The following is a 13,280-nucleotide window of genomic DNA, read 5'->3' as shown; positions in this document are numbered from 1 at the left end:
CTTGCCCGGTGGAAGGGCACGCAGAGCGCACCGGGACCGTCACGGGACCGGAGCCGGGCACGGGGGAGCCGATCTTCGGCCGGGACAACGTCGGCCGGGACATCGTCGGTCGGGATAACGTCGGTCGGGACATCGTCGGCCGGGACAGGGAGCTGGCACGCCTCTTCCGTACGGTGGATCCGGCGTCGGCGGCCGAGCCCGTGCTGGTGCTCGTCGGTGACGTGGGCACGGGGAAGAGCGTGCTGCTGGACTCCGCCGTGCTCCGGGCCGAGGCGAGCGGCGTGCGCACACTGCGTGCCGACGGGAGCGAGACGGAGTCGCGGCTCGCCTTCGCCGCACTGCATCAGCTGCTGCGGCCGGTGCGGGCCGACGTGGACGAGCTGCCGGTGAGGCAGCGCGCGGCCCTGCACGACGCCTTCGGCACCGGCCCGGCCACGGCCACGGCCGACCCCGACCTCGACTCCGCCCCCGCCCCCGCCCCCGACCCCGCCCCCGACCCCATGCTGATCGGCGTCGCCGTTCTGAGCCTGTTGTCGGCCCTGGGCGACCAGGGGCCGGTGCTCGTGGTGCTGGACGACGCGCAGTGGTTCGACCGTGCTTCGCTGGACGCACTGTCCTTCGCCGCCCGACGGCTGGCGGGTGATCCGGTCCGCATGCTGATCGGGGCCCGCGCCGGCGATCACCTCCCGGGATTCGACCGGCACGTACCGACGCTCACCCTCGGGCCGCTCGACAGCGCCGCCGCCGACCGCCTGCTGGATCTCCAGCCGGCGAGTCCCACCGGCCGGACCAGGACGCGGATCCTCGACCAGGCCGCCGGCAACCCGCTGGCGCTGGCCGAGCTGACGAGGGCGGCGGCCGCACACGGCGCGGAGTCGGAGCTGCCGGCCGCGGGGCCGCTCCCGGTGACCGGTCACCTGGAGCGGATGTACGTCGCCCGCCTGCACGACCTCCCGGCCGCCACCACGCAGGCCCTGCTGCTCCTGGCCGCCATGGACTCCGCCGACTCGGCCCTCGCCGTCCCGGCCGGGCTGCCGGGCGCCGAGGACGAGGCCTGGCCGCCCGCCGAGCGGGCCGGGCTGGCCCGGCGCACCGGTCGGGACATCAGGTTCCGCCACCCGCTGGTCCGCTCCGCCGTCTACCACGCCGCCTCCTTCGCCGCGCGCCGCGAGGCCCACCTCGCGCTCGCGGAGCTGCTGCGGGACGAACCGGACCGACGCGCCTGGCACCTCGCCGCCGCCTCGCCACGCCCCGACGGGGCCGTATCGGCGGAACTGGAGCGGACCGCCGGCCGGGCCCGGCGTCGCGGCGGCCACGCGGCAGCGGCCAAGGCCCTGCAGCGCGCCGCGGAACTCGCACCGCGGCGCGCGGACAGCGCCCGGCTGCTGGTCGAAGCCGCCACAACGGCGGTGTTCACCGGAGACCTCGGCTGGGTCGAGGAGCTGGCTGCCGAGGCACGCGCCCGTACGGACGACCCCTCGCTGCTGGCCACCGCCACGGTGCAGGTCGGAAGGCTCGCGGTACTGACAGTGCGTCATGGCGTCGTCTTTTCCCGACTGGCTGATGAGGCAGAGCAGTTGGCGGCCTCGCGGCCCGCCGTCGCCATGGATCTCCTCGCCGACGCCGCCGTGGTCCGCTTCTACTCCGGCGATGACACTCAGCAACACCGCATCCAGGACCTTCTGCGACGCCTCCCCGAGGACGAGTCGTACGAGGGGCTGCGCGCCTGGGTTCGGGCGGTGTCCGACCCTTTCCGTGGCAGGGATGAACACCTCGCCCTGCTACCGGAGTTGACCGCCGAGGCGGAGCGCCGGCCCGACCGGCTCACCACTGTCGCCGTCATGGCGTGGGTCCTGGACGAGACCCCGTACGCCGTCCGCGCCTTCGACGAAGCCTTCGACCGCTGGAAACTGCAGGGACCGCTGCCGGAGGGGCTGGGCGGCGCGGTCGCCTGGGCCTATGTGGAACGAGGAAGGTGGGAACAGGCCCGTGAGGCCTGCGCGCGCACCACCGCGGTCGGCCGTACGGCCGGCCTCGACCACGCCGTGGCCTGTGCGGCCGCGGTGGATGCCACCGTGCTGGCTTTCCAGGGCGACGCGGCGGGGGCCCGCGCACGGGCCGAGGACGCGCTCGCGCTGATCGATCCGCTGGAAAGCCGCTCGGTCTCCGTCTACGCCCGTCGTGCGCTCGGCGCTGCATCAGCCGCGGAAGGCGCGTACGAGGCCGCGTACGACCAGCTCCGCGCGGTCTTCGCGGCGGACGGTGCGCCCGTGCACTACCACGCCTCCTACCCGGCGCTCGCGGACCTGGCCGCCGCCGCCGTGCGCGGCGGCCGACGAGCGGAGGCCACCGCGATCGTCGAGCGTTCGGCACGCGAACTCGCGGACAACGCCTCGCCCCGCCTGCGCGCGCTGATCAGCCGGGCCCGCGGCCTGCTGGCCGCCCCCGAGAACGCCGAACCGCACTTCCGGGCGGCCCTGGCGGACCCGGCACTGGAACAGTGGCCCTTCGAACGTGCCCAGGCCCTGCTGGACCTCGCCGAGTGGCTGCGCCGCCGCCGGCGGATCGCGGAAGCACGGCCCCCGCTCACCGGGGCACTGGAGACCTTCCGGCGCCTGGGCGCACGACCGTGGATCGAGCGTGCCCGGGCCGAGTCGCGCGCCGCCGGCCTCGACGTCACGGACTCGGCTCCGGACGCGCTCGCCGAACTCTCCCCGCAACAGCAGCAGATCGTCAGGCTCGCCGCCCGCGGGCTGACCAACCGTGAGATCGGCGAGAAACTCTTCCTCTCTCCGCGCACGGTCGGCTCGCACCTCTACCGCAGTTTCCCCAAGCTGGGCATCACCGCCCGCTCCCAGCTCCGCGACCTCGTCGAGGGCGCCCGCCCTCCCGCGAGGGAGTGATTCCGCGCAGGCCCGAGCAGCTTCTGTGCCACTGTTGATCCCGTCGGTGACCGGTCGGCACCAAGGGGGGCGGCGTGCGACTGTCGCGGGGTATCACCGGGTGGGCGTTCCTGGTGGAGGTGGGCGGAGTCCGGCGGGCCGGACTGGCGGTCGGGCCGGCCGACATCAGCCCCTTCACCACCGGTTACGGGGCCGGCGGCAGCCTCTTCGCCCGGGCATCCGCGTGGGGCCTTCCCGCGCTCCTCTCCCTGGACCAACTGCCCTTCGGCCAACCGGTCGATTCCCGGTGGTGTGTCATGCAGGACGATGAAGGTGTGCTCTCCGTCCTCGCCCCCGACGGTACGCACTTCGCGTACGACCTCGCCCTGGAAACGCCGCCGGGGTGGCGGGAGGCGGCGGACGCCTCGGAGTGGGTCATGCTGGTCGTCTCCCACGTGCTGCCCGCCACGGACGACATGATCGGCGCGCTTGCCTTCGAGACTCGGAAGGGGCTGGTGTGCGCCGGTCCCGTGCGCTTCGGCGGGCCGGGCGACGAGGCGGCGGGCGAGCCGACGCTCAGGTTCGTCCTCGACCCTGTCGGGGAGCTGATGGATCTGGCGTTCTCCGTGTGCGACCGGCTCCTGTCGCTGGATGAGGCGAAGCGACGGGCGTGCGTGGTGGAGGAGACGCGGCGGGGCCTGACAGGGCATCACATCCTCACTACCAGTGGGATGTTGGACCTGCTGTTCCGGGACGAGTTCCGCGACGGCCGCGGCTTGGTCGAGTTCATGTACGTCTATTGGCGGCTGGTCGCGGAGGTCGCCGACGCCTGCGGGTCGGAGACCCACTGGCGGGTCGCCGCGCTGCACACCGTCGAGTCGGCCGTCCCTCTGGTCGCGAACGGGGCCGGTCGCTCCGTGTTCGAGGAGGCCGACCAGGTGTCGGAGCGGCTGATCTCCGGGCTGAGCGACCCCGCCGACCTGGAGGCCGCGCTGCTGGCGGCCGCCCGGTTGCGGTGGGCGGCCCGGGGACCCGAGGACTTCGCCGCCGACGACTATGCCCGCGGGGTGCTGACGGTGTGGTCCGCCCGGCTGACGGCCGACCTGTACCGCACCTGGTTCACCGATGAGGAGCCCTTCCAGGCGGAGTCCCACCGGATGGTGGCGGAGGCGGCACGCCTGGTGCTGCGGGCGCTGGAGCTGAACGGCGGGACACAGCGGCCCCGGCTCCTCGCGTTGTTGGCACAGATCCTCGCGGACGAGGACGGAGTGCGCCGGGACGTTGCCGAGGCAGCGCTGTCGGCGCTGCTCGGCTCACCCGCTCTCGACGCGCCGGACGTCGCGTTGTTCCTGCTCAGAGTGGTGGAGAGCGTCCCCGCCGAAACGGTGGCCGGGCTGCTCTCGGCGGTGTTCGGGACGCCCGTGGCGGATTTCGTCGCCGCCTGCGGCACCACCATAACCGCGAAGGTGATCAGCCAGGCCGTCAACCTGGGCCGGGAACGCGCCGACCGGCCGCTGCTGCGCACCGCGCTGGACTGGGCGGGCCGGCTCGACGTTCGGTGGGGGCCCGCTCACCGCAGGCAACTGATCGAGGCGCGGCTGCACGTGCTGCCCGACGACCCCACCGACTGCCCCGGCCCTGACCAGGCCCTCGTGGCGACCGTCCCGGAAACCTGGACGCCGGGGCAGCGAACGGCCGCCCTGTTGCACGCAGCCGCGCACGCCCGCGACCGGCGGCAGCCGTCGCTGGGGCTCGGCCTCCTGCGGCAGGCGGGCGGCGGTTCGAGTGAGGAGGTCCGGCTGCTGACGGCAGACCTGTACCACCAGGCGGCCGAGGCGGGTGAGCCGGCCCCCGGTCCGGTTCCGTACCCGTGGGGCTACCGCACTTACGCGGCACTTGGCTACGCCTCGCTCGGCTTCGAGGAACTGGCGCGGGCGAGCCTGGTGCCGTTCGTGCAGCAGGTCGGCAATCTCCACGGCGAAGAGCTCAGGGGCGCGCTGTACGCGATCATCGTGGACGTACCGAACTTCGATGCGAGCGGCGCGCCCGCACTCGGCGGGGTGCTGCGCGACCTCGTGCATTCGGCGGTCTGGCAGTTCACCGCGGAGAGCGAAACGCTGCCGTTGGGGCTGCTGCTCGGCCTGCAGCAAGCGGGCAAGGGGGCGCAGCTGGGCGTGTGGTGGCGGATCAAGGGTCCGCTCGTGCTGCCCGCGCGCATCCAGCACTTCATCGGAAGACTGCGCGACCTGGAGAGCCCCGCCGCCTCCGGAGATCCGTCGCCGAAGCTGCTGAGCGTGCTGGACGCCGACCACCGTCCCGGCGGCCACGACAATGCGCAGGTCGCCCGCAATCTGCGGTGGCGTATCTCGTCGTTCATCGACGAGGAGCTGTGCCGTCGCTCGGCACCGTTCATCGACGACCGGCAACTCTGGGCGAGGGCACACGAGTTGCTGGACGACCGGACCGTGCTGCTGACCTGGTTCCTGCCCGCGGCCGTGAGCGGCGCGGCCGTGCTGCTCGCGGTCACCAGGCAGGGCCGGGAACTCGTCGTGCAGCTGGGCGACGGCGCGGACGAGAACGACGACCGGCACCCGGTGGCGGACCGCGTCGAAGCGCTCCGGACGGAGGTCGAACGCGACCCGCTGTTCGCCGATGTGACGCCGGAGGGCAGCCGACTGCTGGCGGACATGCCGCTCGGCGGCGACCGGTGGGCTCAGTGGCGTGCCCGGGGCAAGGACCGGATCCTGGCCTGGCCGCACGGCGCGCTGCACTATCTGCCGCTACCGCTGTGCCGCGCCGGCGGCCGGCTGATCGCCGATGACTGGACCGTCACCACCATCGCCGGCCTCGAAGCCCTGTCACCCGTCGAAGGCCCCGTACGGCCGCGTCGTACCGCGGTACTGGCCTCCGCCGTCGGTGGCGTGCCGTACGGTCTGTACGCAGAACCGGGGCTGGAAGAGCACGCGCGCAAGGTCGCCGAGGCGGTCGGCGCGGATGCTGTCACCGGGCCTGCGGCCACGCGCGCGAGGCTGCTTGCCGAACTCTCCACGGCGGACGTCGTCCACCTCGCCGTACACGGGGCATTGGACCAGGACGCTCCGTGGCTGCACTGCCTCTATCTCACCCCGGACGGTGACGACGACGGCCGGGTCTTCGCCTACGACTTCCTGGAGGCCGACCTGCGGGGCGTACGCCTGGTCACGCTCGCCGCGTGCGAGTCCGCGCTCGGCCGATTCGACCGCGGGGACAACGTCCGCGGCATCCCGTCGGCACTGATCACCGCCGGAGCGCAGGCCGTCGTCGGGTGCCTGTGGCCCGTGCGCCCGGAACCGGCCACGCACTTCTACCACCATCTGCACCAACGGATTGCCCAGGGCGCGGGACCGGAGCGCGCCTTCCGCGACGCCCAACTCGCCACCCGCGCCCGGTATCCCCATTACCGTGACTGGGGAGCGTTCACCTACCTGCACGGCCTGAGCAAGGGAGCCACCGCATGACCGAAGTCCGGCTGCACGATGTCGAACTCGTGCCGGAGCGCACGCTCGGCAGCCCGGCCGACGACGGTCCGCTGCGCGGCAGGCTCACGTTCGGCTGGGACGTGCTGCCCTCCGACCACGAGGGTGTTCCGGCGGACTGGCGGTCCTACCGCAACGCCACGCCCGACCGCGAGTTCCGCCACCTGCTGATGGTGTGCTCGTTCCGCCCCGAGACGCCGGAGAGCAAAGGCGCGTTCCGCCATGCCTCCCTGGGCGTCGCACTGTCCACACCCGGCCCCGGGGCGCAGCCCATCGCGAGGCTGATCGACCCCGGCGAGCGCAGCCGCCCGGTCGCCGACTCCGGCTTGGGCGTGCACTTCACGGTGAAGGCCGGCGTCCTGGACGTGGGGGTGGAGAAGCCGCCGGGTGAGGGGCAGGCGAGGGAAGAGTGGATCGTCCGCGGCCATGGCGCGTCCCAGCCGAACCCGCAGTGGGAGTTCCGCCGGGTCAAGCGCTTCCCGCTGCTCGGTGACCACCCGGTGGCCGCGCTGGTGGAGCTGGTGCCGGGCCGGGTGAACAGGGCGGAGGTACTGGTGGCGGCAGAGCTGGAACACCGCAGCTGGGGCGTCCGCCGCTACCGGGCACGGCTCGCGCCGTCGCCGCACGCCATTGTGCTCGCGGGGTGACCCGGCCCCACACGGGATCGGCATATGGACCGGAGTGGATACGGTCCTGTGTCCGGTCAGGCAGCCGCTGCCAAGGCTTTGCGGGCGAGCAGCTGAACCTCCTGGAACTGCCGTCGGTCGGTGGGCTGTGGCTCGCGAACCATCCGGGCCACCTCGGCCAACCCGGCCTTGCGCAGCATCGCGGCGAGGTGATCGGGCGACCACCGATAGGCCGGCGCGACTGCGTGATCGAAGACCTGCGTCGGGTGAGACGGACCATCGCTCGCCGAAAAGCCGATCAGCAGGTGGCCGCCAGGTGCCAGCACACGGTGGAACTCCGCCAGAATGGCGGGGACTTCCTGCGGCGGAGTGTGGATGATGGACCACCGCGAGAGTACGCCGCCCAGCACGCCGTCAGCGATGTCCAACGCGGTCATCGAGCCCACGTCGAACCGCAGCCCCGGATAGGCCTCCCGAGCCAGCTCGATCATTGCGGGAGCGGCATCAACGCCGAACGCTGCCAGCCCCAGCTCGTCCAGATAAGCCGTGATGTGGCCGGGTCCACACCCCAGGTCCGCGACCTGACCGTCCCCGTCCGCACATACGGCCTCGGCGAAGGCGCCCAAGATCGCGCGGTCCAGGGGACTGTCACGCAGTGTGTCGCGGAAGAGCTGCGCATATGTGGGGGCGGCAGCGTCGTAGGCCTCGCGGGTGGCGCTGAGGGCATCGTGTTCGACCATGCTGACGACAGTAGCTGACACGGCTGAGGCCGGGCTCCGGAGCGGCCGAGTGCCGCACCGCGCTGGGTCAGCTGGTGGGTGACACTGCCCAGTAGTGGGCGCGCTCGTCCGTCAGGTAGCGGTGGTCGGCGAGGCAGTCGAGCACGGTCAGTCGGTGCTCAGCCTGACGAGAGGTCAGGTAGGCGTGGAAGTCCGTGGTGGTCAGGTAGTTGGCGCTGGTGGTGAGCAGGACCACGCCGTCGGGGCGGGTGACGCGGAGCAGTGCGTCCAGCGCGTGCGGCGCCACGTGTCCGGTGGTGAACACGCCGCAGCTGACGGTGAGGTCGTAGGTGTCGGCCGCGAACTCGGGCAGGCCGAGGTTGAGGTCGGTACCGCTCGTGAGGTGGCGGTAGGCGCCGGTACCGGCGGCCTGCGTGACCATGTCGTGGTTGAGATCGAGGCCGTCGAGCGTGCCGATGCCGAGCTTCTTGAAGACGGGGCCGATCAGGCCCGTACCGCAACCCGCGTCGAGCGCCGTTGTGCCGGCGGGTTCGGGCAGCAGCCGGGGAGCGAGCGAGAGGTAGAAGTCGGCCATCCTGAGCGGGCCTTCGTAACCCATGTTGCTCGCGTCGCTCTCATACGTGGTGGCCCAGTCGCCGTAGAAATCGCTGAGCAGGTCGGGCCGGCCGTCGAGGCTGTGCGAGCGGTCGACGATCTCCTGGCTGTCCATGTGCTTCTCCTCCGCGCAAAGGCGCCTGGCCCGGTACCGGGCCAGGCGCAGGGTGCATCAGGTGGGATGGATCGCTCGGGTGCCCGGCAGGATCAGGCGACGCCGATGGTGAGGACAGTGCCGCTGCCCACGCCGTACCGCTTCAGGAAGCTGCCCTGGTTCAGGCCCAGCGCGACCTTGCCGCGGCTGTTGTTGTAGACCAGCGGCTCACCGACCGGCACTTCGCCGAAGGTGGAGTAGTACGGAATCTCCAGGGACACACCGTCGGCCGTCACCCGCAGGGTCTTGCCCTCCAGCTCGCCGCCGCCGGACAGCGCGTCCAGCGAGATGTTCGTCCAGACGTTGCCGAATGCCTTGTCGATCCGGACGACCTCGCCGCGTACCGAACCGTCCTCCAGCTGGACGGCGGCGGTCGTCGGCAGGGTCACCAGGTCGGCCACGTCGATCTTCGGGCCGACGGCGGACGGGTCGACGCCGGCGGCCAGGTGCGCACCGCAGGCGACCACGACGTCCTTGCCGTACCAGGTGGGCGTCACCGGCTGGTTCATCACGTCCGGCGAGGTCACCTCCCAGGCCTCGACGGCCGGGATCGCCTGCAGCGCCCAGGTCAGCAGTCCGTTGTTGGGGGCGACCAGCAGCTGGCCCTTCTCGTTGCGTACCACGACGGTGCGGGTCGAGGTGCCGGTCTCGGGGTAGACGTAGGCGGAAATGACGGTGTTCGCGGGGAACGAGGCCGGCACGTCCAGCAGGTAGAGGCCACCCTCCCGCACATCGAACGGCGTGACCTGGTGGGTGATGTCGACGATTTCCGCGTCCGGGGCAATGGTCTTGATAAGGCCCTTGCCGAGCGCGTGCGCCTCGTCGTGGTTACCGATGTCCGACAGGTAAGCGATGATGGGCTTGTTCACCGATTCGACCTTCCGTGGTCCAGGAATGTTCCGGGGTCCGTCCGGGATGACTGAGGACTCGTTCCGGGTTTCCGGCTGGGTTTTCACCAGCTTGCTGCGCAGCGCCCATTCGGCACCATTCGGCGATGGTGACAATCTCCGATGCCACCTTAGGGACATTGACGCAAGCGGCCCGCAGCAGAAGAGTTTTCCGTGGAATCCCGAGGAGAGAGGACCGGATTGCATGAGTGCCCGCGAAATGGCCGGTAGTGCCGGCCGGCTGGCCGTCGTCACCGGCGGCACCAAGGGAATAGGACTGGCTTTCAGCAGGAAACTCGTGAAGCTCGGCTACCGGGTCGTCGCGCTGTACCGGCATGACCCCGAGGCCGCCGGTGCGGCCACCGCGGAGCTCGGCGAGGCCTGTACGGTGCTCCAGGCCGATGTCTCCGTCAGCGCCGAGGTCGCCCGCCTCGCGGAACGCGTCCTCGCCGATCATGGCACTCCGCACGTCCTGGTCAACAACGCGGGACGGAACATCGACCGGCCGTTCGCCGAGATGTCGGACGAGGAGTGGCACACCGTCCTCGACACCAACCTCTCGGGCCCCTTCTACCTGGCGCGCGCCTTCGCCCCCGCGATGCGCGAGGCAGGACGCGGATCCATCGTCAACATCGCCGCGACGACCGGCATCCGGCCCCGCTTCAACGGGGTCAACTACGCCGCCAGCAAGGCCGGTCTGCTGCATCTGACGAAGTGTCTGGCGCTGGAGCTCGCGCCCCACGTCCGCGTCAATGCGCTCATCCCCGGCATGATCGACACCGAGGACATGCAGATGCGGGTGCGGACCGCGGCGCCCGAGCACCGCCAGAGCATGCTGACGAGCATCCCGCAGGACCGCATCGGCACGGTCGAGGAAATGGCGTCGGCGCTGGAGTTCCTCGTCGGCGACGGAGCCGAGTACATCACCGGTCAGAAGCTGATCGTCGACGGCGGTCAGTTCATGTGGTGACCCCCGCATGGGGTGATCTCGCCAAGGGGGGAGGGGGCGGCCGCCGGCCGCCCCCTCGCACCATGTCCGGCCCGCGCTCCTTCAGCGCCGCGTCACCACTTGCGTGGTGAAGGTGGTCTGCCCGTTCTGCGTACCCGTGATCTCGGTACGGGCGAGGTCGGGCTGCGGCCACTCCAGCGGCGTGGCCTCGATCCAGCAGGGTGCGTCCAGCTCGGTGTACCGCGAGAAGTGCGTCCGGAGTGTCACCGGCGTGGTGGGCTCGGGACCGGCGAGGTGCTGAGCGGCCTGGCCGACGGCCTCCAGCAGCACCATGCCGGGAAGGTGGTCGTGGGCGTGGTCGAAGAGCACGGAGTGCGCCGTGTCGACCCGTAGCTGCCAGCGGCGCGGTTGGTCCGTCGGGCAGAGGACGACGTCCTCCTCGCGGGTTCGGCCCACGCGCTCGGGCGGCACCGGAGTGCCGGGCGGCAGGGCCAGCGAGGTGGCCTCGCGGGCATCGGCGTGGCGGCCGCGCAGCCGGTCGTAGATGGCGGGGGGATGGCAGGTGTAGCGCAGATGCGCGGCGCCGAGCAGCTCGCCGTCGCGCACCGCGGTGATCTGTGCCTCCAGGCGCACCGAGCCGCCCTTGCGGCGGGCGGCGGCCACGGCGTGCGTGACGGTCAGTTCGACCTCGGCCCCGCCGTCGCCGGGACGGATGTCCAGCGCGGCGGGGCTGAGGGTGCAGGAGCAGTAGTCCCAGCCGAGCCGGTACTCCAGCGGCACCTCGTAGGCCGCGTGGGAGAGCAGGGCGAGAGCCTGACGCACGGTCTCGACCAGCAGCAGGGCGCTGTAGCGGTCGGCGTGGGGGGTGTAGAAGCTGTGCTGTTGCGGCCAGCGGGCCGTGACGGTGTGGGTGGTACCGGAGACCGGACGCCAGTCGGTGATCAGGACCTCGTCGGCGAGGTGCTTGCGGACGAGGCGGCCCGGGACCGGGGCCGTCCCGGGGGCCGCGGAGACGGGGACGGCGAGGGGGGCGGGCATACGAGTTCTCCTCATGGGTGGGTGGAACGTCGTGTGCAACAACTGGTGCGACTGGGGATGGAGTTGAACCAGCCGCGTGCCGTAACATAGAGAACGTTATTTATTCTGTCGAGAGCAGACCGGAAAGATGCATGTCAAGACAGCGACAGGACCGGGCCCTCCACACCCGGGCCACCATCGTGCGGGCGGCGGCCGAGGTCTTCGCCGAGCAGGGCTACGCGGGCGCCAGCGTCACCAGGATCACTGAACGCGCGGGTCTGACGATGGGGGCCATGTACTTCCATTTCAAGAACAAGGCGGCGCTGGCTCGCGAGATCGTCCTGGACCAACCGGGACGGGTGCAGACGCCGCGGACCTCCGTCGGCCTGCAGCACGCCGTCGACATCACCCTGGCCTGGGCCCGGCAGCTCTTGGACGACCCCGTGCTGCTCGCCGGCGCGCGGCTGGTGATGGAGCAGGAGGAGTTCATCGGTCCGGAGCAGAACTCCCACCAGCAGTGGGTGCGGATCTTCGAGGCGGAACTGGCGACGGCGGAGGAGCGCGGCGAACTGCTCGACGGCTGCGACAGGGGCGCCCTCGCCCGCCTGATCGTCAACGCCTGTACGGGAGCGCAGATGCATGCCCAGATGGCGACCGGCCACCGTGACCTGCCGGTGCGGGTGGCCGAGATGTGGGGATGCCTGCTGCCGGCCCTGGCCACGCCGGAGGCGAGAGCTGCGATCGACCTCGATATCAGCCGCGGTAAGGCATCTTGACGGCCCATCAGCTCCTCGATCGGGGTTGTGTGGGCTCGGTGAAATGACACATGAGCACCACGGTGACAAACCGAAACTCCCTATGATCCGATCCAGTGGCTGTCTACATACGGGGGCTGAATGACATCTGCGATTCCAGTACAGGCCGCAGAAACCACACCGCGCACGGGAGCCGGACGTCAGGGGCAGCACATCGATCCGGGACGACGGATGGCCCCGAAGAGGAGCGGCGGAGACCGCAACCCCGGATCACTCGGCGGTAAGACCGTCATGATCACCGGCGCCTCCAGCGGTATCGGCGCGGCCGCCGCCCGCTGCTTCGCAGAGGAGGGCGCCGCTGTGGTCCTCATGGCCCGGCGCGGGGACCGGCTGCGTACCCTCGCCGGCGAGATCCAGGACGCCGGGGGCCGGGCCGCGGTGGTCACCGGCGATGTGACCAGCCAGGACGACGTCGACCGCGCCGTCGACGTGGCGGTGGCGGACTTCGGCACCCTCGATGCCGCCTTCAACAACGCCGGGCAGGGCACGCTCGGCACCCCGATTCACGAGACGGACCAGGCGGTCTTCGACCGGATCATGGACGTCAACGTCCGCGGTGTGTGGAACTGCCTGCGCGCCCAGATCCGCGCCATGCTCACCCAGGACACCGGCGGCGCGATCGTCAACACCTCCAGCACAGCAGGCCTGTTCGCAACCGGTGCCATCGCCCCGTACGTGGCCGCCAAACACGCCGTCCTGGGGCTCACGAAGACCGCGGCCGCCGAGTACGGCGACCACGGCATCCGCGTCAACGCCCTCCTCGTGGGCGCCACCCGTACCGACATGCTCACGGGCGCCCTGGAACAGGCGGCAGGGCTGCAGGAGTCCGACCTCGTCGCCCGCGCCATCCAGCGCCGCCTGGCCGACCCCGTCGAGGTCGCCCGCGCCGCCGCCTGGCTCTGCAGCGACCAGGCATCGTTCGTCACCGGGGGCGTGGTGCCCGTGGACGGGGGCTGCTCGGCGGTCTGAGCGCCCCCGCCCTCCGTGTACAGGGTCCGGGTACGGCTCAGTAGCGGTAGTGGTCGGGCTTGAACGGGCCGTTGACCTCGACGCCGATGTAGGCGGCCTGCTCGGGGCGGAGCTCGGTGAGCTTGACGCCGA

11 protein-coding genes are annotated in these 13,280 nt (G+C 71.4%); 6 read left to right on the top strand and 5 right to left on the bottom strand.

Annotated features, from left to right (window positions below):
* Positions 1–8 precede the first annotated feature (8 nt).
* The 3 genes from ABT381_RS05000 to ABT381_RS04990 all read left to right on the top strand — a co-directional run bounded on the left by ABT381_RS05000 (position 9) and on the right by ABT381_RS04990 (position 7,044).
* The gene (locus ABT381_RS05000; RefSeq protein ID WP_351587808.1) at positions 9–2,903 is read left to right on the top strand and encodes a helix-turn-helix transcriptional regulator; all 2,895 of its coding nucleotides are present in this window, start codon (positions 9–11) and stop codon (positions 2,901–2,903) included.
* 74 nt (positions 2,904–2,977) lie between these two features.
* Positions 2,978–6,379, top strand: a complete 3,402-nt coding sequence (locus ABT381_RS04995; RefSeq protein ID WP_351587805.1) for a CHAT domain-containing protein — start codon at positions 2,978–2,980, stop codon at positions 6,377–6,379.
* Positions 6,376–7,044 (top strand): hypothetical protein, encoded by a 669-nt coding sequence (locus tag ABT381_RS04990; RefSeq protein ID WP_351587803.1) that lies wholly within the window; start codon positions 6,376–6,378, stop codon positions 7,042–7,044. Before ABT381_RS04995 ends, ABT381_RS04990 begins: the two co-directional genes overlap by 4 nt.
* 56 nt (positions 7,045–7,100) lie before the next feature.
* Here ABT381_RS04990 and ABT381_RS04985 read toward each other — a convergent pair whose 3' ends face one another.
* The 3 genes from ABT381_RS04985 to ABT381_RS04975 all read right to left on the bottom strand — a co-directional run bounded on the left by ABT381_RS04985 (position 7,101) and on the right by ABT381_RS04975 (position 9,380).
* Positions 7,101–7,763 carry a class I SAM-dependent methyltransferase gene (locus ABT381_RS04985; RefSeq protein WP_351587800.1) on the bottom strand — a complete coding sequence of 221 codons (663 nt, stop codon included), beginning with the start codon at positions 7,761–7,763 and terminating at the stop codon, positions 7,101–7,103.
* 67 nt (positions 7,764–7,830) lie between these two features.
* Positions 7,831–8,472 (bottom strand): class I SAM-dependent DNA methyltransferase, encoded by a 642-nt coding sequence (locus ABT381_RS04980; protein ID WP_351587798.1) that lies wholly within the window; start codon positions 8,470–8,472, stop codon positions 7,831–7,833.
* A gap of 92 nt (positions 8,473–8,564) precedes the next feature.
* Positions 8,565–9,380: an SAM hydrolase/SAM-dependent halogenase family protein gene (locus ABT381_RS04975; protein WP_351587795.1), complete on the bottom strand. Its 816-nt coding sequence runs from the start codon at positions 9,378–9,380 to the stop codon at positions 8,565–8,567.
* Between the two features lie 223 nt (positions 9,381–9,603).
* Between ABT381_RS04975 and ABT381_RS04970 the strand changes: the two genes are divergently transcribed.
* Entirely contained in the window at positions 9,604–10,368 is a 765-nt protein-coding gene (locus ABT381_RS04970) for an SDR family NAD(P)-dependent oxidoreductase (protein WP_351587793.1), read from the top strand.
* Between the two features lie 81 nt (positions 10,369–10,449).
* On the opposite strand, the gene ABT381_RS04965 is transcribed toward ABT381_RS04970, so the two are convergent.
* Positions 10,450–11,385: a ScbA/BarX family gamma-butyrolactone biosynthesis protein gene (locus ABT381_RS04965; RefSeq protein ID WP_351587790.1), complete on the bottom strand. Its 936-nt coding sequence runs from the start codon at positions 11,383–11,385 to the stop codon at positions 10,450–10,452.
* Positions 11,386–11,516: 131 nt separating this feature from the next.
* Between ABT381_RS04965 and ABT381_RS04960 the strand changes: the two genes are divergently transcribed.
* Positions 11,517–12,140 carry a ScbR family autoregulator-binding transcription factor gene (locus ABT381_RS04960; RefSeq protein WP_351587787.1) on the top strand — a complete coding sequence of 208 codons (624 nt, stop codon included), beginning with the start codon at positions 11,517–11,519 and terminating at the stop codon, positions 12,138–12,140.
* A 270-nt stretch (positions 12,141–12,410) separates the two neighbouring features.
* Complete coding sequence (locus ABT381_RS04955; protein ID WP_351587959.1) at positions 12,411–13,148, top strand: SDR family NAD(P)-dependent oxidoreductase; 738 nt, start codon at positions 12,411–12,413, stop codon at positions 13,146–13,148.
* Positions 13,149–13,185: 37 nt separating this feature from the next.
* Here the strand turns inward: ABT381_RS04955 and ABT381_RS04950 are convergent.
* On the bottom strand, positions 13,186–13,280 hold a 95-nt coding region (locus ABT381_RS04950), incomplete at its 5' end, for an adenosylhomocysteinase (RefSeq protein ID WP_351587956.1).

The sequence above is a fragment of the Streptomyces sp. NPDC000151 genome, assembly GCF_040301705.1.
Classification (GTDB): Bacteria; Actinomycetota; Actinomycetes; order Streptomycetales; family Streptomycetaceae; genus Streptomyces.
The sequence above is the reverse complement of the archived record's forward strand: the minus strand, read 5'-3'. Positions and strand labels throughout refer to the sequence as shown.